Annotated in this window: 16 protein-coding genes; 5 read left to right on the top strand and 11 right to left on the bottom strand. The window is 44.9% G+C overall.

What is annotated here, in order from left to right:
- Positions 1-173: 173 nt before the first annotated feature.
- The 8 genes from N4A56_RS11585 to ahbB form a co-directional block, all read right to left on the bottom strand.
- Positions 174-728, bottom strand: a complete 555-nt coding sequence (locus N4A56_RS11585) for an acetate uptake transporter (RefSeq protein WP_295547461.1) — start codon at positions 726-728, stop codon at positions 174-176.
- Positions 729-979: 251 nt separating this feature from the next.
- Positions 980-5,131: a hypothetical protein gene (locus N4A56_RS11580; protein ID WP_295547459.1), complete on the bottom strand. Its 4,152-nt coding sequence runs from the start codon at positions 5,129-5,131 to the stop codon at positions 980-982.
- 487 nt (positions 5,132-5,618) lie between these two features.
- Complete coding sequence (locus N4A56_RS11575; RefSeq protein WP_293668398.1) at positions 5,619-6,020, bottom strand: cytochrome c3 family protein; 402 nt, start codon at positions 6,018-6,020, stop codon at positions 5,619-5,621.
- A gap of 185 nt (positions 6,021-6,205) precedes the next feature.
- Positions 6,206-6,622 carry a cytochrome c3 family protein gene (locus N4A56_RS11570; RefSeq protein ID WP_293668397.1) on the bottom strand — a complete coding sequence of 139 codons (417 nt, stop codon included), beginning with the start codon at positions 6,620-6,622 and terminating at the stop codon, positions 6,206-6,208.
- Between the two features lie 15 nt (positions 6,623-6,637).
- On the bottom strand, positions 6,638-7,387 hold the full coding sequence (gene cobJ / locus N4A56_RS11565) for a precorrin-3B C(17)-methyltransferase (RefSeq protein ID WP_295547456.1): 750 nt from the start codon (positions 7,385-7,387) through the stop codon (positions 6,638-6,640).
- The gene (locus N4A56_RS11560; RefSeq protein ID WP_295547454.1) at positions 7,387-8,454 is read right to left on the bottom strand and encodes a cobalamin biosynthesis protein; all 1,068 of its coding nucleotides are present in this window, start codon (positions 8,452-8,454) and stop codon (positions 7,387-7,389) included. The genes cobJ and N4A56_RS11560 overlap by 1 nt, the downstream gene beginning before the upstream one ends.
- Positions 8,455-8,612: 158 nt before the next feature.
- Positions 8,613-9,881: a glutamate-1-semialdehyde 2,1-aminomutase gene (gene hemL, locus N4A56_RS11555; RefSeq protein ID WP_295547452.1), complete on the bottom strand. Its 1,269-nt coding sequence runs from the start codon at positions 9,879-9,881 to the stop codon at positions 8,613-8,615.
- Positions 9,882-10,108: 227 nt separating this feature from the next.
- Positions 10,109-10,588, bottom strand: a complete 480-nt coding sequence (gene ahbB, locus N4A56_RS11550; protein ID WP_293668391.1) for a siroheme decarboxylase subunit beta — start codon at positions 10,586-10,588, stop codon at positions 10,109-10,111.
- 333 nt (positions 10,589-10,921) lie between these two features.
- Between ahbB and N4A56_RS11545 the strand changes: the two genes are divergently transcribed.
- The gene (locus N4A56_RS11545; protein ID WP_295547450.1) at positions 10,922-11,914 is read left to right on the top strand and encodes an NAD(P)H-dependent glycerol-3-phosphate dehydrogenase; all 993 of its coding nucleotides are present in this window, start codon (positions 10,922-10,924) and stop codon (positions 11,912-11,914) included.
- Positions 11,915-12,290: 376 nt separating this feature from the next.
- On the opposite strand, the gene N4A56_RS11540 is transcribed toward N4A56_RS11545, so the two are convergent.
- On the bottom strand, positions 12,291-12,602 hold the full coding sequence (locus N4A56_RS11540) for a tetratricopeptide repeat protein (protein ID WP_293669843.1): 312 nt from the start codon (positions 12,600-12,602) through the stop codon (positions 12,291-12,293).
- 13 nt (positions 12,603-12,615) lie between these two features.
- Complete coding sequence (locus N4A56_RS11535) at positions 12,616-12,885, bottom strand: DUF2325 domain-containing protein (protein WP_295547447.1); 270 nt, start codon at positions 12,883-12,885, stop codon at positions 12,616-12,618.
- A 198-nt stretch (positions 12,886-13,083) separates the two neighbouring features.
- Here N4A56_RS11535 and N4A56_RS11530 point away from each other — a divergent pair, with 198 nt between their 5' ends.
- The 3 genes from N4A56_RS11530 to N4A56_RS11520 all read left to right on the top strand — a co-directional run bounded on the left by N4A56_RS11530 (position 13,084) and on the right by N4A56_RS11520 (position 16,777).
- Positions 13,084-13,671: a DUF1007 family protein gene (locus tag N4A56_RS11530; protein ID WP_295547445.1), complete on the top strand. Its 588-nt coding sequence runs from the start codon at positions 13,084-13,086 to the stop codon at positions 13,669-13,671.
- Positions 13,672-13,673: 2 nt separating this feature from the next.
- Entirely contained in the window at positions 13,674-14,591 is a 918-nt protein-coding gene (locus N4A56_RS11525) for a hypothetical protein (protein ID WP_295547443.1), read from the top strand.
- Between the two features lie 380 nt (positions 14,592-14,971).
- Complete coding sequence (locus N4A56_RS11520) at positions 14,972-16,777, top strand: methyl-accepting chemotaxis protein (protein WP_295547441.1); 1,806 nt, start codon at positions 14,972-14,974, stop codon at positions 16,775-16,777.
- A gap of 500 nt (positions 16,778-17,277) precedes the next feature.
- Here N4A56_RS11520 and N4A56_RS11515 read toward each other — a convergent pair whose 3' ends face one another.
- Positions 17,278-18,582 carry a GGDEF domain-containing protein gene (locus N4A56_RS11515; RefSeq protein WP_295547439.1) on the bottom strand — a complete coding sequence of 435 codons (1,305 nt, stop codon included), beginning with the start codon at positions 18,580-18,582 and terminating at the stop codon, positions 17,278-17,280.
- A gap of 393 nt (positions 18,583-18,975) precedes the next feature.
- Between N4A56_RS11515 and mtnA the strand changes: the two genes are divergently transcribed.
- The gene (gene mtnA, locus N4A56_RS11510) at positions 18,976-20,025 is read left to right on the top strand and encodes an S-methyl-5-thioribose-1-phosphate isomerase (protein WP_295547436.1); all 1,050 of its coding nucleotides are present in this window, start codon (positions 18,976-18,978) and stop codon (positions 20,023-20,025) included.
- Positions 20,026-20,241: the final 216 nt, after the last annotated feature.

The raw sequence follows: 20,241 nt of genomic DNA, 5'->3' as shown, positions 1-20,241 counted from the left end.
GGTACTACTCTTTTTTTCAGGAAATACGAACAAAAAGAGCCGGAAAAGCTAAACTTTTCCGGCTCTAAGGGATTTCACTTTATCCAGCCAGTGAACATACCCGTCTAATAGTTGTGCATCTATCAGACATAAAAACCTGTAAGGAGCAGTGCACACTCCTTATTCACGAGATGTTAGCCAATTGGCAGAACAACTCTGTCGTAAACTTCGTTAAGAACTTCTGCCATTGCAAGATAAATTGCTGACAAACCACACACTATGCCTTCGTATCCTGCAATTGTGCCAATAAGTGCAGATCCTGTGAAATCACGAGCTGCAAGCAAGAAAAAGAGCACTGTAAGGGAAGCGAAGATGAACTTGATGCAGAAATTGCCTTTAAGCGTTCCAAGGAACAAGAACAAGGTAAGAAGTCCCCACATTGCAAGGTAGCACCCCATGTATGCATGCGGTGTCGGTTCTGCCCAGCCAAACTTAGGCATTACGATTAACGCTACCAGCGAAAGCCAGAAAAGACCGTAAGAAGTAAACGCTGTTGTGCCGAAGGTATTGCCTTTTTTAAATTCCATAATACCGGCTATTACCTGTGCAATACCGCCGTAAAAAATACCCATAGCCAGAATCATTGAAGAAATTGGAAAGAAACCAGCGTTGTGAATGTTCAACAACACTGTTGTCATACCAAAACCCATAAGCCCAAGTGGTGCTGGATTTGCCAAATAGTCACGCATCAACCTACTCCTGATACTAAAAAGTCGTACGCCCGAACAAAGGCTGTTTGAATGAACAGCTAATAGATGTTTCTTAGAACTTCAAGCAAAATTGCACTTCTTTTTGCTGATACCCATATGTCTCTAAAAAACGCTGCATTCGTATCTCCATTACCACAATAAAAAAAGAGCTGCGTCTCAGCAGCTCTTTTTTAGTACGAAGTTACAACCGAACAAATGTTACAGTTGTGTTACAATTATGTTACAGATTGTTACTCAGATGGTTCTTCAGACAACAATGCCTTTAGTTCCTCACGAATAACCTGTGCTGCTGATTTTGCGGCAGCTTGTTCAATTGCACCTTTCACCTGACCTTCGATTCTTGTCCCCATGGACTCAATTAAAGTCTCTGTACGTACTTCAACAGCGCTTAAAACACGCGCCATAATTGGTCCATCCATGTCAAATGCTTCATCAATTGCACTTACAACAGTCTCTTTTTCTACAACAGGAGGCTGTGGTTCTGCATGTGCTTGCGCTTCCTGCGCAGCAACAACATTCTGCAAGGTGCTCTCTAAATGGTAAATACGTTCAGTAAGTTCCGCAAATTCTTCTGGAGTCATTACTGGAGTAGGAGGAACATCGTATGGTTCTTCATTTACTATGGCAGAGCTAACAGCCGGAGTTGTATCCAACATTTCTAAAGAAGAATCCGAGAATTCAGGCGGAACAACTGTAGATTCACGCATCAGATCACCAATACTTGCGTTTGGTGGTATTGGAGAAGCATGTTCGTCAATGTCTTCCATATCGAATGCTGATGCAGAGTCATCTTCGGTAATGGCTGACAACGCATCTTCCGAAGCATCATCTTCCGGTTGAACCTCTGCCAGAGATTCTAACTCTGCCATGGCTTCCTGCTCAATATCAGCCATAGGGTCTTCTTCCATAGCATCCATTGTCTCAACAACAGGGTCTGGCTCATCAAATGCTTCTTCTAAGCTTGGGGTATCTTCAAGAACCTCTGTTTCAGCTTCAGAAGCCACCTCTGCGCCAGTTTCACTAGCTAGCTCATGTTCTGCTATATCTTCAGCGTCAAGCGCTTCTTCAGGGACATCAGACTCTACCGCCATATCATCTAATTCTGGCAATTCAGAAGCAAAGTCTTCTGTATCGATATCTTCAGTGTTGAAATCATCCAATTCTGAAGGCTCTGAAAGCTCTTCTTCTGCTGCCAAAATTTCACTTACGGCATCAAGAACAGGCTCATCGACAATTTGCGTTTCTGGAATCGCTTCAGCAAACTCTTCGTCCGCATCTTCTTCTGCTTCAGCAAACAGAGCAGAGCCATCTTGCTCTTCGGCATCATTCGCGCCGATATCTTCTAAAGCTGGCTCTTCCAACGCTTGTGGTTCTTCGACTGCTTCTGACAATAATTCATCAATGTCATCATGCGTAAAATCAACAGGAGCTGCTGGCGGAGTATCTTCCTCCAACTCTTCCTGCGGAGCTTCAGTGGAAAGCGGGTCTTCACCTAAAATTCTGTCTAGTGTCGAATCTAAATCTTCTTCCAGTGAGGTAGGTTCCGCCAGAACTTCTGCTTCAGGCTCAGGCATCAAGTCTTGTTCAGGAGCTTCAGACTCTATAAGCTCTTCTGGTTCTACATCTTGTAAGGAAACTTCTGGTTCAAAGGCTGCTGACTCAGAAATTTCAGATTCAGTTCCAACAAGCTCCTCACTGCCTTCTTCGAGTACAGACTCTTCATCAAGGACGTCTTCAACGGGAACATCAAATAACGCATCAGCAGGTTCTGCGGAATTCTCTTCCACAGCAGCGTCTGCTGCCGCGTCCTGTTCTTCGAGGAGGGAATCAAGTTCATCAAGAATAGATTCAAACTCATCCGCTGATCCTAATGGAGATGCTACCTCTTCGGAGCCAGCGTCATCGACAGCAGGAGCTTCCATAGCAGGTGCTTCTTCTGGTGTAATTTCAGCTAAAGCTTCTTCTACAGGCTCAGTTTCTTCAGCAATAGACTCAACTTCATCAGGAACTTCATCCAGCAATGCCTCAAGCTCACCAACAATGTCGTCACTATCAAGTTTTTCTGTAGTATCCGGTGCTGATTCTACAGGAGACTCTGAAACAGGCTCCTGCTCGGAGCCTTCCACATCCAGCTGATCTCGCTCCATTAAAGAGTCTAGATCAACTTCATCCTCAGGAGCTTCTGCCGAAACTGCTGACTCAGGTTCTTCGGATGCTACAGGTGCTTCTGGCTGTTCGGAAAGCGGTGCTGTAGGTTCAGCCGATGCCATTTCAAGATCATCAAGCAATGCATCAATGTCATCATCAAACATTGATGGATCAACAGGTGCTGATGGCTGTCGAACTTCTGACGTTGCAAGCGGCTCTGCAACAAACTCATCTGCTGCTTCTGCTGAACTTGCAGGCTCCACAGTTTGCTCTGGCGCAGCAAACGGGGCTTCTTCGCTATCAAACTCAGAAAGCAAGGAGCCGATGTCATCCATCTCAACTTCTTCAGACTCAAGCGTAATGCCGTCAGCAGGCGATACGTTACCTCTCGGTGCCTGCGCTGAATCATCATCAACGCGTAAAAGTTCGTCGAGATCTAGCAGACCGGAAGCATCATCAGTTTCAGACACAAAAGGAGTGTCATCGCTGGTTTCGCTTAAAATATTATCCACATCAAATGGATCATCAATAGAAAGATCCATAGGAGCGGCAGGGGTTGCTACCTGCGGTTCCGGTGCTGCGACAGGCTCCGGTTCTGACGAAACAAGAGCATCATCAAGATCGATATCGGCAAAGAGATCATCAAGGTCTGCAACTTCAGGGTCTGCAACAGACGCATCAGCAGCGCTACCTGGTACAGCAGATTGCGGCTTTGATGGTGCAGGAGGTGGAGTTGGCGCGGCTTCTGCTACCGGTTCCTCACCTATATCAATGCTGGCATCTAAATCTGCTAAAATATCCTCAGCGGAAGGACTTGCAGGAGCTTCTGGAGCTGGCGCTGCTGGTTTAGGCTCAGGTGCTGGCGCAGCAAGGGCATCATCAAGATCAATATCCGCAAACAGATCATCAAGATCAGAAATTTCAGGGTCGGCAACAGATGCATCTTCAGTACTGGCTGGTGCAGTAGCTTGCGGCTTTGATGGTGCAGCTTGTGGAGTTGGCGCGGCTTCTGCTGCCGGTTCTTCACCTGTATCAATGCTGGCATCCAAATCTGCTAAAATATCTTCAGCGGAAGGGCTGGCAGGAGCTTCTGGAGCTGGCGCTGCTGGCTTAGGCTCAGGTGCTGGCGCAGCAAGGGCATCATCAAGATCAATATCCGCGAACAGATCATCAAGATCAGAAATTTCAGGGTCGGCAACAGATGCATCTTCAGCACTGGCTGGTGCCGCAGCTTGCGGCTTTGATGGTGCAGAAGGTGGAGTTGGCGCGGCTTCTGGCGCTACTTCGTCATCTGCATCAAACGCCAATCCTAAATCAGCAAACAGGTCATCATCTGACGGCCCTCTAGAAGATTCAGGTGTGGCTTGAGGTGCTGATTCCGTTGCTGGCTCAGCATCCAGTGGGTCTACTTCAAAGTCAAAATCAGAAAAAGCATCATCCTCGACAGGCGCCTCTACAGCAGAAGCTGTACTTGCTGGAGCTTCTGGGGCTGCCGGAGCTTCACCAAGATCAAAATCAAGATCAGCAAATAGATCATCAACGTCAGACGCAGGAGCAGCCTCAGGAGCAGGCTTTTCAGGTGCAGAAGAAGCAGCGGGAGCCTCTTCCATTTCGAAGTCTAAATCAGCAAAAAGATCATCTACGTCATCAGAAGTTACATCTGCAACGTTAGATTCTGTAGCAGGTGCTGGTTCCGTAGCCACTGCCTGAGGCTGCGGAGCTGGTTCTGCAACAACCACTGGCTCCGGTTCGGAACTCGTGGACATGGCGGATAAATCTTCATCAAAGTCAGGCTGATGTTTTGGTGCTGTCTTCTGTGCAGGTGATTCAGAAAAGTCATTTAAAAGATCTTCAAAGTCAGCATCAAAGCCACCGGACGCACTTGTTTCATCTGAAGACTCGAGTAACTCTGAGAGATCAGATTCAAACGACGGTGCGTCAGAAGACTGCGGTTCAACTTCAGGAGCACTGGCTGGCGGCGCACTGACTGGTGCTTCGTCTACCGGTGTGTCTGTAAAAAGATCAACAGGGGAATCTGTTGACTGAGGGCTTTCATCAGAAGAGTCTGCAAATTCAGAAAAATCTGAAGTACTGAAAAGGTCTTCCAGTTCACTTTCAAAATCAACAGTGCCCGCGGAGCTGGCAGGGATGGTCTTTTCGGACTCCGCAGGAGGAGTACCCATCTCTACAATTTCTGTTAAATCGATAATTCCATTCTTTGTATTATCGGACATGACACACCTTCACATTCGGTTAGGCAGTTTTACACACAAGTCTATCGTGCTGTTGTGTATGTAAACGAACATATCGCAACATACATTATTCCATAAAATTAATCATACATTACTGCATAAAGCAAGATATGAAGACTCTGGTTTTACCCTGCAAAGAAGCGTTAGCCCTTTGTTCTTCATCCCCATGCGCTATATTATATGTATGATATTTTTTCGCTGTATTCACTTTGCAGAAATTGGCAGCCCTCTATGCACAATAACATCACCCGCACTGCATAGAGTTACCACCGCTATACGCGCATGTTCATCTTTATATAACACATTGTAACATTGCATCTTTTGTATACAAGCTGCTGTACTCTACATCTCATCGGTTCAGCGATGCTTTTCATTAGACATAGCAGCGGACGCACATGCTCTTGCTCGTATTTCATAAAAAAAGACCGCCCATACAGGCGGTCTTTACGCTCGTCAGCAAAAGCGCACCCTATGGGTGACACTTAGACTTTTTACAACCAGTGAGAGCTTTTTTCTGAGCTTTATCTTTGCCAGCAACTTTTTTGTGACAAGAGATACAGGTTGCAATACCGGATTTCTTACCAGCTTTTTTGTTATGAACGATTTTGTAGTAAGAACCAGCTTTCTTTTTATCGGCTTTAGCAGCAGAGTGACAGCCAGCGGTAGCACATTTCTGGTAGTTTTCTTTACCGTCTACCGGGTGGTGACATTCACCACATTTGTAGTCTTTGTGGGTGTCGTGGTTAAAAATAACCGGTTTCTTGGTTGCATCCATTTTTACTGGACCAGTTGGAACATCAACAGCATAAGCAACCATAGAAAAAGCAACACAAAGCACTGCAGCCAAAGCGAGTACCATTACTCTTTTCATGACAGTACAACCTCCTTCACAAGGCATGTTATGATTTTCACATTAGGCTATATTGTACCTCTATTACACTGTCAAGCGAACGCGACATACTCACTAGTAATCACATAGCTTTCCTCATAAACAAAGGAAGCACAACAATTGACAATGTATAATGTGCATTGTTTGCACGCTCAATCTATATTACTTTACTTCACTGTATGGCACTTCTTGCATGAAGTCGGTCCAGCAGGCTTTCCTGCCTTTTTAAGCGACTTATGACAGCCATTACAACTTACTTTACTGTTCGCATGGAATGCGTTTCTGAAGTAGGCAATAGATTTGCGGTCTTTTGAAGACGCAGGATTGCCAAGATCATGACACCCTTTAGAAGAACATGAGTAAACATCTGGATTCTGTTTAAGCATGTGGTGGCAGGATTCACACTGCAAAGCAGCATGAGGGGCATGAGAAAACATCACTTTCGGTTTTTTCAGCTGTGCTCCGGCAGGTACGCCGATAACTATAGGTTCCTGCGGCGCTTCTTGAGCCGCAGCAATACAGACCGCTGCAAAAAACAGCGATAAAACAAGCGGAACAGACGGAACTAAATAGCGATGTAACATGGCATTTTCCATTTGTTATTTGCGGTATTTGTTAAGATACCCGCGTGGCGTTACAATGTTCTCACCTATCATTCGTGTTGAAGAATTGCCTATTATTATAGTAGAAAGCATATTTACTTGACTTATGTCAAAGGAATTCAGAGAAAAAACAATGACTTCCTGCTCGTTACGATAGGCAGACTTCACCAGACCGACCGGTGTATCAGCACTACGAACCTCTCTCACAATATCAAGAGCCTTCTCTATCTGCCAGTCTCTGCGTTTAGATTTTGGATTATAGAGTACAATCACAAAATCCGCTTCAGCAGCTGCTTTTAAACGTTTTTCAATCACGTCCCATTCTGTCAGAAGATCAGAAAGGCTTATGACTGCAAAGTCATGCATGAGAGGCGCGCCAAGCAGGGCAGAAGCAGCAGACAGAGCAGGGATACCGGCTACAACTTCTATTTCGAGTGTATCAAGATATTCTTCTGCCAGTTCATAAATCAATCCGGACATAGCATAAATCCCCGGATCACCAGAACAGACAACAACAGTATTTTTACCGCTTCGTGCCACTTCTATTGCTTTTTCACAGCGAGCCATTTCGCCCATCATGCCCGTTGAAATAATTTCTTTGCCTTCTTTTAACGCATCTGAAACCAGATCAACATACAATGTGTATCCGACAATGACATCCGCATCCGCAATAGCTTTCTGCGCCTGCGGTGTCAGCAAAGCACTGTCGCCGGGACCAAGTCCGACAACTTTTAACGAAGAACCCATTATATCTCCAAAGCGATAGCGACGGTTACGCCATCACCTTTTTGTTTTTCTACAACCAGCCGTGCGCCATGCTTTAGGGAAGCACAATGAAGTGCGGCTGCCTCTGCTACACTTTTGGTACCGACAGCCTGTTTCGGTGCATCAGAAGGGTTAGGAACATCCACGGTATCCAATATATCTGCTGCAAACGTGACAAAAGGAACCTTAAGCGATTCGGCTACATCCAGTATTCCTTGTTCATTTGCTTTAGCATCAACTGATGCCAGACAAGAAATACTTTCTAATGCCATGTCATGTTTTTCAAAAATTTCCTGAATACAACTGTTAACAACATCTGCCGAAATACCACGCTTAGCGCCAACACCAACGCACAGCACTTTAGGATGCAGCAACAAAGTTTTTTCTTCTGGCTCAAGCAATTCTGCACTACGCCACGAAACAACGACACTTGGAACATCTTCTTCCGAAAACGGCACAAGCTCTGCCGGAATAAAAAGCTCGGAGTATTCGCCCCGTTTTAAGCCCAGAACATCGGCAGGGTCATCTAAAACAACCTTTTCTCCCGCGAGCAATGCCCCGTTAACATGCTTTACTGCGTTGAGATTATAAATAGCGCATCCAGCCTGTGCTGCTATAACATCTAGCGAAGGTAACTTTTCTGTATCTGTGGCTGTTGTAATGACAGGGACACCGCCGACCAGTTGAGCAAGCGTGCTTGCCATATCATTGGCACCGCCAAGATGACCGGAAAGCAGGCTGACAACATGCTGCCCTTTTTGATCCATGACGATAACTGCGGGGTCGACATCTTTGCTCACTAAATGCGGTGCAATAGCACGCACAGCAATACCGGCGGCTGTAATAAAAATATGAGTAGAAAAGGTGCTGAACGTATCGGCAACACAAGCACGTAAGTTTTCAAAGCCAGTTTCATGCTCCGGTGCATCTGCTTCAATCATGCGTGCTGGCATAAAAATACTGCCACCCAGAGCATCCACAAGCGTGCGCGCTAACGCTACGCCTTTTGGTGTTACTGCATATACAGCAATGTTATGTGCGGTATTCATAAGTTCTCCGACGGCTCTGTAAAAAACATCTTACAACGCTATGCTGGTATTGCCGCGAGCGTGGCGTAATTGCTCCACCCTTTCCACTAAAAAAGAGCTGCCTGCGTAACAGCGTAGGCAGCTCTTTCATTATAGTACAGTTTCGTAAAGTGATGCCTTTAAAACTTTACGTTGCGGGCAGCTTCAAGAGTTTTTTCAAAATGCTCATCAGTATGAGCAAAGGAAACCATAGCAGCCTCAAGACCGAGGGAAGCAAGGTATACACCCTGAGCACGCATCTGCTGGTAGAAAGAAGCATACATTTTTGCGTTACAAGCTTTTGCTTGATCGAAATGTGTCACTTTTTCAGCAGTGAAGAACATTGTGAACATGGAAGCGATAGTATTGTACGTTACATCCACACCTTTAGAAGCGATGGTTGCGTGCAATTCTTTTGCGAATGCTGCTACGCGGGCTTCGAGTGCGTCGTAATCTGCATCACGAAGAACTTTAAGAGTAGCAATACCGGCAGCCATAACAACAGGGTTACCGGAGTTCGTACCAGCTTGGAAAATATTACCGGTAGGTGCTACGCGATCCATAATTTCACGCTTACCGCCGTATGCACCAACAGGCATACCGCCGCCGATAACTTTACCAAGGGTAGTAAGATCAGGAGTAACGCCGAAACGTTTCTGAGCACCACCGTATGAAAGACGGAAGCCAGTAATAACTTCATCAAAAATAAGAAGCGCACCGTACTGGTCACACAGCTGGCGAAGTCCTTCAAGGAAACCTTCTGCTGGAGGAACAAGTCCCATGTTACCTGCTGTAGGTTCCACGATAATGCAGGCAATTTCATCGCCGTTTGCTTCAAACTGTTTACGCACAGCCTCAAGGTCGTTGTACGGAACAAGCAGAGTATCCTGAACAGTACCGGAAGGAACACCTGGTGTACCCGGAATTGCGAGGTCAGCAAAGCCAGAACCGGCAGCAGCAAGGAATGGGTCACCGTGACCGTGGTAGTTACCAGTAAATTTGATAAACTTGTTACGACCAGTGTACCCGCGAGCAAGACGCAGTGCTGTCATTGTTGCTTCAGTACCGGAGCTTACCATGCGAACCATGTCTACACCCGGCATTGCATCAACGATCATCTCAGCAAGCTCGACTTCTGCAAGACATGGTGCACCGAAGCAAGAGCTGTTTGCAGCGGCTTCCTGAATGGCTTTAGTCACATCAGGATGCGCGTGCCCGAGAAGCATAGGTCCCCAGCCTTCAACGTAATCAATGTAAGTTTTGCCATCTTCGGTGGTCAGCATTGCACCGTCACCTTTTTTAATAAAAAGCGGCTCACATTCAACGCTGAGACAAGCACGGATAGGACTGTTTACACCACCCGGCATAAGGTCTTTTGCACGTGCATATAATTCACTGGAGCGTTCCATACGGTTCTCCCTCTTGGATAATATAAAATAAAAAGCAACCTCAGCGCACTAGCACTGACTCTGCTGATAAAAACTCAGAAAACGGACACTCTTTCAAGCAAAACGGGGCAGCTTCAAGTGCGAGGCAGCCTGTCTCTTTGGCAGTCTGTTGAAAGCCCAAAAGACCTTAGCAATCTGCACAACTGGGTGTTTTAAACAGAAAGAGGTAACGCGGTCAGCAATCTGATTTAAAAATATGTCATAGAAATTTTTTTAAGCTCTTTCAAGGACGTGAGCACTGCGTATTCGTCCAGCTCGGTAGTCCTGCGAAGCTCTTCAACAACTTCCATATATTCGTCTTCATGGCGACCATGAATCATTGTGAAAAGGTTGTACTGCCACTCCGGATGAGTGGAAGGACGATGGTAGCAATGAGAAATAAGCTGATGTTTCGCAGCAATTTTACCGATCTCGTCGATAACATCTTCATCGACTTTCCATGCAACCATTGCATTATGATTAAACCCTGCTTTCTGGTGCTTCAAGCTAGCACCAAAACGGCGGATTGTGCCTTCATCTTTCATGAGCTGAAGCAAATTAAGAACAGTTTGTTCGTCTGTGCCTACTTCTTCCGCAATATCTGCGTAAGGCGTAGCACTATCTGGAAGATTGGCTTGCACAATGTGCAAAATCTTTTTTTCGATTTCCGTAAACTCGGTTTTCGCCATGGTACATCCTCACATTCCTTTTTGATTTCACCCAGTGTTGATACCTGTTCGCACCGCGTGTTGCAACCGCTAATCATTCTTCAAAAGCATGCCTTCAACACTACAGCATTATATGGAATTGTCATTTTTACGTTGATACTATTTCACTAAGGTATCAGACATTCCGCTCCGGTATGTCATCCATCGGACACAAATTACATAGAACCAGCACCAGACACATAAAGAATAGCCTTGTACCTTGGCTGACGATACGATACATGAAACCAGAAAGAAAAATGTAACCGTATACATTTTCTTATTAAAGACTCTCATTTTCGATTTCTGGAGTATTACATGAAAGTTACCGTTATCGGCGGTGGAAGCTGGGGAACAGCTCTAGCTCAACTGCTTGCTGAAAAGGGATACGAAGTACCACTACTTGTGCGCGATGAGAAGCAGGCAGACGCAATCAACAGCACACGGGAAAACGCTAAATACTTACCAAATGTGCCGCTCCACACCAACATTACTGCAACCACAAACGCACAGACAGCTTTAACCAACGTGCGTCACATCCTTTTTTCTGTTCCATGTCAGGTTTTCCGTGACACCTTAAAAAAACACGAACCATTGATTGAAAAAGGAACAACAATTATCTGTTCCAACAAAGGGCTTGAGCTTGAAACCGGAAAAACTGTTTCAGAAGTAGTTACAGAAGAACTGGGGCACAAAGAGCCAATCTTCGCCATGCTTTCAGGCCCTTCATTCGCAGCAGAAGTTGTACGCGGTATGCCGACAGCAGTTGTTCTCGGCTGTTGCGATCAACGGTGCGGAAAAGAACTGCGCGAAATGTTTTCCAACGAAAACTTCCGTGCCTACTCTTCTACTGATGTTCTTGGGGTGGAGCTTGGTGGAGCATTTAAAAATGTTATCGCCATTGCAGCAGGTATGTCTGACGGTTTACGGTTTGGCTCCAATGCCCGCGCCGCCTTAATTACTCGAGGGCTTGCAGAAATGTCCCGTCTTGGTGTTGCTATGGGGGCTAAGGCAGAAACATTTATGGGGCTTTCGGGAATGGGTGATCTTGTTTTAACGTGTACGGGAGACCTGTCCCGAAACCGTCAAGTCGGACTAAAGCTTGGACAAGGCAAAACGCTGTCCCAAATTATGGAAGAAATGCATCAGGTGGCAGAAGGGGTGAAAACCACTACCGCAGTACACAGACTGGCTCAACGCCTGCAAATTGAACTTCCAATTACATCTACCATGCATGCCATTATCCATGATGGAAAAGACCCGCAGGCAGCATGGCGTGAATTAATGAAACGAGAGTTACGGGAAGAGTAAGTTCTGTTGCTCTATTCATTGCACACCAACTATAGCCTTTCCCGCTAAATAGATATCGCAGACCTTGCTTACAAGAGAGCATGTAAGCTCTTAGAAAAAAGTCATAGTTCTATACCTGTACTAAAAATCAACGGACTATTTTCGTAAAAGACAGTCCGTTGTCTACGTTGGTTCAGCCAGCGCATGACCGATGTTGCTCCCCGCAATCAAAAAGACGGTAGCAATTCTGCTACCGTCTTTTCGAACTTGCCCATATGTCTGTAAGGAGGATAAAGGTCATTCCATTACCTTACTGTATTCCCTTTTAAAAAATCTAGATAATAAAACTAACTGAGTAGAAAAATCGTTGTGTTGTGCACTAAGTCTCAGTTGAGGGCTATGCTTGTGTCACTTGGGCATCATGCAAGTTTGCTTCAATAACGCGGTAAAGCTTATTTTCGGTTCCGATAGTTCGGGTAATTGTAGTGAGTGCTTCGCCAAAATAAGTTGCTGCTTCCTGCTTTTTGCCTTGCAAGTTAAGAATTATTCCGAAGTTATTTTTGAGCTTTGCTGTGTAGGTATCTACACCAAGATGCTCTGCTCTACGGATGGCTTGATGCATCATAAATTCTGCATTCATGTAGTTTCCTTCAGCCATTGCCGCCATACCTGCTTTGCTAAGCGCACCAATTTCTTTTGCAGCACACATATTGTACCCCCTATTATCGTAAAACCTGCTTCAATGTCGAAACACCACAGGAATGAGCCATATGAACCGGAATATCTTTCGACTTGGCATATTGCACAACTTCTCTACGGGCAGCGTGCGAAACTTTGTTAGTGAATAGAATAACCATATCCGGGCTACCCATTTTTCCGGCAATGGCGTTTTCTTTTCCGGTAAACACCTTCAATTTCACGCCCTGACTTTTTGCCGTGTTTATGTAGTCTCGCTTCAATCTATCCATTCCACCAATTAACGTTGCGCACATAACGCCTCCAAAAATGTATTCCGGCCTCTTCGTTACCCTCTTCTTAATTGAAAACGATTTTCAATGTCAACTAGAAAAATGCTTTTTTTCATCTCTCCTCGTTGGTATACGGTGCTTGCACGACACCTAATACCAACCCAATTTCCGTATGGCACCGCCACACAGCTGCCATTTCAAACTTTTACAAGCGGTCATAAAATGAGAACAACCATTTCCTTGCTCATTATTTTTTGTCTTTGTTTTAGTATATCCGTTCCGCGTGTTGCACAGGCACACCCACATGTGTTCGTGGACAGCGCACTCAAACTTCGCTTTGAAAAAAACGATCTCGCTGCCATTGATGTGATCTGGACGTTTGATGAAATGTCCAGTGACATGTTTTTAATTGATCTAGATACAAATGCTGACGGCACGTTGAGTAAAGCAGAGTGGAAGAAACAGCGCCCAGACATTGAAGGATATCTGTCAGAACAAAGTTTTTTTGTGCACGTAACGCTTGACGGAAAACGTATCCATTTTGCAAAGCTCAATAATTTTACTGCTAGCTTTGCAGACGGAATTCTTACGTATAAAATGACCATACCGGTTGGTATTGCCCAAAAAGCAGCTCCACAAAAAATGCAAATCGCCATTTTTGATCCATCATATTATACTGATTTTTATACCGCGCTTGAGGCTGTTTCAGTTAACGGAAATACTAATCTCCAGCTTTCCATTGATGATGCGCCTGAACTTGCATTCTATCAGGGGCAAATTATCCCTACCGCAGTGACGTTCGAGTTTTAATCATGCGAAAAATCTTACTCGCCATTCTACTTGTGCTGTGCATGCTCTCAATCGCGCAGGGAAGTCCATTTACAGGCGGAAAACACGGAGCTTCCAAAAGTATTGAGCAAAGTGCGCCGGTGCAGCATAAAGCCGGTTTTTTTGCGCTTCAGTATTCACAAATATTACGCAAGGTGAATCTTGCCCAACGTACTATGCGGGCAAAAATGACATTGCTGGGGCGTGAAATAAAAAAACACCCTAATGGCGAAGCATTTTGGGCGTTCTTACTTTTTTCTTTTCTCTATGGAATCATCCACGCATTAGGACCGGGACATGGAAAATCGATTGTTTTTTCGTATTTTCTTGGTCGAAAAGGAACGATGCTCAAAGGTGTTATCATGGGGCACCTGCTGACTGCCGTGCACACTCTATCTGCTATCATTGTAGTACTGGGTGCATATTTTCTATTAAATTTAAAAGGAAGCCGAGCGCTCAGTTCTGCCAGTGCCCCACTTCAGACCACAAGTTATTACCTTATTATTGGGCTAGGCATTTTTATTTTGCTTCATGCGCTATACGAAGTACTGCCCCGCAACAACAAAAAACACGCGCCCAAGGAAGCCAACACCAAAGGAATTGTCACTGTTGCTGTAATTTCCGGTCTAGTACCGTGCCCCGGCGCAGCGTTACTGCTGTCGTTCGCGCTTAGTCTTAATCTGCTGACAACTGGACTGTTGGGAACGTTGTTCTTTACCATGGGCATGGGCATTACAACGTCACTATTCGGCTTTTTTAGTATCCATTCACGAAAAATTCTTATGCATGTTGCAGGAAGAAGCTCAACAGCGATATCTATCTTGCACACTTCTTTTTCAGTCCTTGCTGGTACCATCATTATTGCTACAGGTTGGCTGCTTGTAGCCACCTCTCAACTATAGTCACTCTATACGTTACCTCTCCTTGTTTTGTTCTACACATGATCCGCTCCTAACAGTTTGACTAACTTTGTCTTTTAAAACGTTATATTCCCCTTACATCAACACGCCATTTTGAAAAAAATGGCGTGTTTTTTTGTAAAAAAAGAATGTGCCTTTAACAGATACTTTTATTTCTCATTGTGCTGTTCTCTAAAAATAATGTAGTGAACATTTTTGGCTAAAATTACGGAAACTTATTGACCTTTCTGAAAGAACATGTACAAGACTATTAACGCTAATAGTTTCTCTTACTATTAGTAGGGGGCTGAACATACGAACCTAGGAATTTTCACATAACACTAACTTGCCGTTTGTAAACGGCGCGTATCATGGAGGGGTTTATGTTACGCAGGTTTACTATTCAGTGCAGAATATTATCATTACTGCTCATTAATATGCTGTGCATTCTCGGTGCTTTTTCTCTTTTCTATTTTACTACACAGCAAATCAAAGATTATTCAGTAGCAACAGCTAAAAATGAAATGTTTGAAGGGCGTCAAAATTCAATTAAGCTTGCTACTACAACTCTGGCTCATTTATTAAATAAAAAGATTAGTCAATTACCAGTAGCCGAACAACACGCAGCACTACAAAATGCAGTACACAACCTGCGATACGAACAGGACAATTCTGGCTATTTCTTCATCTACAAAGACAACAAGCTGGTAGCATTTCCGCCAACACCATCACGAGTTGGTGAAAATATTGAGAGCCTGAGGGACTCCAATGGTGTTCAGTTTCTCAAACAACTGGCATTTAAGGCACAGTCTGGTGGCGGTTTTGTAGAATATATCTTTGAAAAACCCGGTATGGGAAACCAGCCTAAAATCAGCTACGCAACCATGATAGGTAACACGGGGTATATCATCGGAACAGGTGTTTATATTGATAGCATTGAAGCGAAAGGAGAGGGCATCAATAGCACAATCACAGCAATGACAGATGATGCTTTCTTAGAAAAAATTATTCTTTTTTCCGTTATTTTTGTCTTCATCATTGCACTGTGCCTTATGATTTCACGCAGCATCCTGCGCCCTCTTTCAGATGCGACAGATGCAGCTCAGCAAGTAGCATCCGGCAATCTTGATGTCCCTATTTCCATCGATGGACGCGATGAAATAACCAATTTACAGCAATCACTGACTCAAATGGTTGCAACCTTCAGGCTTGATAAAAAAGAAATGGAAGAAAAAGAGGCTGAAGCTCAACAGCAAGCTCGCAAAGCACACCAAGCAGCAGAGCAGGCTGAAGATGCGCGGGCACAAGCCGAAGTTGCCACACGCGACGGCATCCTTACAGCAGCGTCTCAATTAGAAGGTTTTGTTCACAGCATGAATGACGAAATCGGGTCACTGTTCACACAGAATTCAAATATTCTGCAAGGCACAAACTCCCAAATGACACGCATTAGTGATGCCGCAACAGCTATGGAAGAAATGAACGCAACCGTGCTGGAAGTAGCCAGAAATGCGAGCGAAGCATCATCAGATGCAGAGCGTTCCCGCGAAATGGCACAACACGGTGAGGATGTCGTTACAGAAACCGTTGCTGCTATCACACAATTACATTCACGCAGTGTAGAGTTGAAAGGCAACATGAACACGCTCGATGCTCAATCAGAGTCCATTGGTGATATCATTAACGTCATTAATGACATTGCAGACCAAACCAACTTGTTGGCTTTGAATGCGGCTATTGAAGCTGCGCGTGCAGGTGATGCAGGAAGAGGCTTTGCCGTTGTTGCAGATGAAGTGCGTAAGCTTGCAGAAAAAACTATGAACGCGACCCATGAAGTAAGCAGCAACATTAAAACAATACAAGACCTTGCCAAGCTCAATGCTCAAGGAATGGATGAAACCCTCGAAGCTGTTAATTCTGTGCAAACCCTTTCAGGTAAATCCGGCGAGGTACTTAGAGATATCGTTGTTGCTGTTGAATCAGCAGCAGAGCAGGTACAATCAATTGCAGCTGCCGCAGAGCAACAATCAGCAGCTTCTGAAGAGATCACTAGGAGCGTTGAAGAAATTGATCTCATCGCAAAAGAAAATACAAATCTCGTCGATATATCTGCTTCGAACACAAAAGAGCTTGTAGCCCAAGCAGAAAACTTAGATGCCGTTATTGAACAACTAAAAGCTGATGCATAAAAATGCAGTGAGGGGACGTGTCTTCGAAGGCTGTTCTTAAAAGCCTTCGGCGACTCTCCGAGGGATTGTTGCCTCCGGCGGCTGGGCTGAAACTTTTGCAAAGTTTCCCCCAGACCCCCTTCAAAACTTTTTATTATGCGAGGGTATCCCGTTGGATATGTCTTTGCACGGCTTAGCGTAACTTAATTTAAACAAAAAGGCTGTCCTACACATGCAGGACAGCCTTTTTGTTTGTACTATTCAACTCTTAATTAAGTTCCCATCAAAAGAACTTAGTATGAAAGAAGCGCACACGGATACGAAAAAGGTCGTGTCGCTTAAGCCGCGAGAGAGCGGAAAAAACGTGCTGATCTCGCTAATAAAAGTCTTTGGAGATTTTTAAGAACCTTTCTTCGAGAAAGGTTCTTAAAGCCCGCGGCAGCGTCGTCGAAGACAAAAAACTACGGCAAGCCTTTGCATCTGAACCTCGCTAACGGCTTGTAAGCGAAAGCCAACAATTTTTATTTACGAAAATTACGCTTCGAAGATTTCTCTTTTGATCGAGAATTGCGTGGCGCACTTGCAATTTTCACAATATTACGCCCTGCTCCTTTTGCTTTGTAGAGCGCTTTATCTGCAAGCTTTACCACATCCATAGGTGACTGTGCTCCATCTGTGCGTTCTGCAATACCAATGGAGATTGTGACGTTTACAGCGCCCTTACGTACATTTTTCTTTTTTGGTGCACGTTTGCCACTACGGATATGAAAGTCTGTTCGAGCTATCCGTTGGCGTAAATCATCTAGGTGTGATTCAACTTCCTTGGCAACACCCTTTGGGAAAACAATGGTAAATTCTTCACCACCATATCGATAGGCTGTGCCTCCACCTGTCACTCTGGAAAGGTGACCAGCTACCATGCGAAGCACATCATCGCCGATATCATGCCCGTATGTGTCGTTAAATTTCTTGAAATGGTCGATATCAACCATTGCAAGGGCATATTTACGACCAAGCTTTTTAAAGTCTGCATTAAGCGCACGTCTAGACGGTAACTCTGTCAGTTCGTCCACATACGCCATGAAATATGAGTCCTGAAATAAGGAAAGCGTAATAATAAAAGCGGTTGCCATGAAGAACAATGCACTGACATTAGGAACAGCCACATAATGATACGCTGCAAGAACCGCTATGCAGCTCGTAATTAACGTAACGTACGTGCTGTCACGTTTACCGCGATTAATTATCATAAACAGGCATAAAAGGAATAATACGCTGCCTGCTACAATAAGCACTGGCTGCGGTAAAAATGTCCAGCTGCTTGCCCATGCAGGCAAAAGATCATGCCTGTCCAGCGGCATTGCTATAGCATGTACCCAAGCTATGAAGTCACTGCCTTGCGCAGGCTCTAGAACAGCGGCAACAACAGCGGCTTGTGCAGCGATAAACAGTGCAGAAAGAGCCCCCCAGAAAGTGAAAACTCCCCTGTCTTCACAGTAGGCAAAAATAGCCAGATTTAACGGCAATAGCAGGGCAGAAAGTCCATATGCCTGCCGCAAACGCATTCCGGTGCTACTCATCCCAGGCAAATGTAAGGTAATAAGCCAGCATGCAAGGGCAATCAGTATCAGCAAAAAGACTGCTTTACTGCGCTTGAACTTCCACGCCATTGCACCACCGCTAATCGCAATAACAAACGGTAACGATGGCAGAATAGGTACCACAGAATGCGGAATAACATGCTGATTCATTGAAATAAAATATGTTCCACCAAGCACGGCAATAGGCAGAAACAAAGAGAGAACTAGATCCCTGAGCGCTCTCATATTAACCTCTAAAGTTTACTATCATAGTTAATCTTAACCCTCTCTACCACGTGTAATAGCCTGAAGTGCCCTATGGGGCAAGCGGTGCACTACCTTGCTCAGAGTAGAACAACAGGGTATCTGTTCGGCTGTAATTTTTATTCACAGGATGCGTTTCTTTGCGTTGTTACCTAGACATCCATGCGGCACGGTAGAAACCGAGATAAAGAATATGCATATGCTACTGCCCTCACAACATGCGGCATTAAAGTGAATTGTGCAGACTACATGATTGTTAGGAAATTCAGGCACGGTACAATCCACATTAACTGTCTCGAAAAATTGCAGTTAGCACTACGCCTTGGTTTTTTATCGACATATCGAAGCGTTTTCTAAACCCATAGAGAGAATAAAATGGAACGTCATATCCGATTTTCTGATGAAGATGCAGCACTTGTACTGCTTGACCAGCGTTATCTTCCAACACGCGAAGATGATTACTGTTGCCAGACTGTGGAACATATTATTTACGCCCTGCAAACAATGGTTGTACGTGGTGCTCCGGCAATTGGAGTTACAGCTGCGTATGGCTGCTGGATTGCGGCAAAAGAAGTTTCTGGCAGCGAAAATTGGAAAAAAGATCTTGATGCTAAATTAGAAGAAATTGCAGAAGCTCGTCCTACCGCAGTTAACTTACGTTGGGGCGTAGAACGTATGAAAGCTCTATGGGAATCTTCTCAGGCAGAAACCATTGAAGCACTGATGGACATCTGGCTTGAAGAAGCAAAAGTAATCCACAAAGAAGATATTGAAATTTGCAAGCTTATTGGAGTGCACGGTGCAACCGTAATTGACGACGGCGACACTGTTATGACGCACTGTAACGCAGGCGCGCTGGCAACAGCTGGATACGGCACAGCACTTGGAGTTGTGCGTGGTGCAGTGGATGCAGGTAAAAAAGACATCTCTGTTATCGCAAACGAAACCCGTCCGTTCCTGCAAGGCGCACGTCTGACAGCCTATGAGCTTAAAGAGGACGGCATTCCGGTTTCCGTAGCATGCGACAACGCTTGTGGACTTCTTATGCGTCGTGGAATGGTAGATAAAGTTGTCGTCGGCGCAGACCGTGTTGCTGCAAATGGCGATGCTGTAAACAAAATTGGTACCTACTCTGTCGCATTACTCGCGAAAGCACACAATGTTCCTTTCTATGTGGCAGCACCATTATCTACCATCGATAGAAATATGCCTGATGGAGATTCTACCCCGATTGAAGACCGCACCCCATTGGAAGTAACGCATGTAGGCGATACTCAAATTACACCAGATGATGTTCCTGTATTTAACTTTGCTTTTGACCCGACTCCAAACGAGCTTATCGCAGGAATTGTGACCGAAGTCGGCGTGCTGCGTCCTCCGTTTTCAGAGTCCATCAAAAAAGCTTTCGAGGAACAGGGTAAATAGCTTCTATGCTATGCAGTTATTGATAGAAGCTTGGTGTCTTCGACGACGCTGCCGCGGGCTTTAAGAACCTTTCTCGCGCAGATTGTCACGTCAAACTTAACAGTTGATATATTCCGAGTTCAGTTAAAAACTCGATGGTTGTCCTGAAACCTAGTTTCTTTTTGGGGCGGTTGTTTATTAAAGCAACCGCCTCTTTCACTTGGCTCAAAGTAATAT

Origin of the sequence: Halodesulfovibrio sp., assembly GCF_025210605.1 — a bacterium.
Taxonomy (GTDB): domain Bacteria; phylum Desulfobacterota; class Desulfovibrionia; order Desulfovibrionales; family Desulfovibrionaceae; genus Halodesulfovibrio.
This window is presented reverse-complemented; position numbering and strand designations above follow the sequence as displayed.

Excerpts from the sequence above, each read along its gene's own strand:
- N4A56_RS11585 (WP_295547461.1), bottom strand. The coding sequence starts at position 728 with ATGCGTGACTATTTGGCAAATCCAGCACCACTTGGGCTTATGGGTTTT.
- N4A56_RS11520 (WP_295547441.1), top strand. The coding sequence starts at position 14,972 with ATGTTACGCAGGTTTACTATTCAGTGCAGAATATTATCATTACTGCTC.
- hemL (WP_295547452.1), bottom strand. The coding sequence starts at position 9,881 with ATGGAACGCTCCAGTGAATTATATGCACGTGCAAAAGACCTTATGCCG.
- N4A56_RS11540 (WP_293669843.1), bottom strand. The coding sequence starts at position 12,602 with ATGTGTGCTGCAAAAGAAATTGGTGCGCTTAGCAAAGCAGGTATGGCG.
- mtnA (WP_295547436.1), top strand. The coding sequence starts at position 18,976 with ATGGAACGTCATATCCGATTTTCTGATGAAGATGCAGCACTTGTACTG.
- N4A56_RS11535 (WP_295547447.1), bottom strand. The coding sequence starts at position 12,885 with ATGTGCGCAACGTTAATTGGTGGAATGGATAGATTGAAGCGAGACTAC.
- N4A56_RS11525 (WP_295547443.1), top strand. The coding sequence starts at position 13,674 with ATGCGAAAAATCTTACTCGCCATTCTACTTGTGCTGTGCATGCTCTCA.
- N4A56_RS11560 (WP_295547454.1), bottom strand. The coding sequence starts at position 8,454 with ATGAATACCGCACATAACATTGCTGTATATGCAGTAACACCAAAAGGC.
- N4A56_RS11545 (WP_295547450.1), top strand. The coding sequence starts at position 10,922 with ATGAAAGTTACCGTTATCGGCGGTGGAAGCTGGGGAACAGCTCTAGCT.
- N4A56_RS11530 (WP_295547445.1), top strand. The coding sequence starts at position 13,084 with ATGAGAACAACCATTTCCTTGCTCATTATTTTTTGTCTTTGTTTTAGT.
- N4A56_RS11580 (WP_295547459.1), bottom strand. The coding sequence starts at position 5,131 with ATGTCCGATAATACAAAGAATGGAATTATCGATTTAACAGAAATTGTA.
- N4A56_RS11515 (WP_295547439.1), bottom strand. The coding sequence starts at position 18,582 with ATGAGAGCGCTCAGGGATCTAGTTCTCTCTTTGTTTCTGCCTATTGCC.
- ahbB (WP_293668391.1), bottom strand. The coding sequence starts at position 10,588 with ATGGCGAAAACCGAGTTTACGGAAATCGAAAAAAAGATTTTGCACATT.
- N4A56_RS11570 (WP_293668397.1), bottom strand. The coding sequence starts at position 6,622 with ATGTTACATCGCTATTTAGTTCCGTCTGTTCCGCTTGTTTTATCGCTG.
- cobJ (WP_295547456.1), bottom strand. The coding sequence starts at position 7,387 with ATGGGTTCTTCGTTAAAAGTTGTCGGACTTGGTCCCGGCGACAGTGCT.
- N4A56_RS11575 (WP_293668398.1), bottom strand. The coding sequence starts at position 6,020 with ATGAAAAGAGTAATGGTACTCGCTTTGGCTGCAGTGCTTTGTGTTGCT.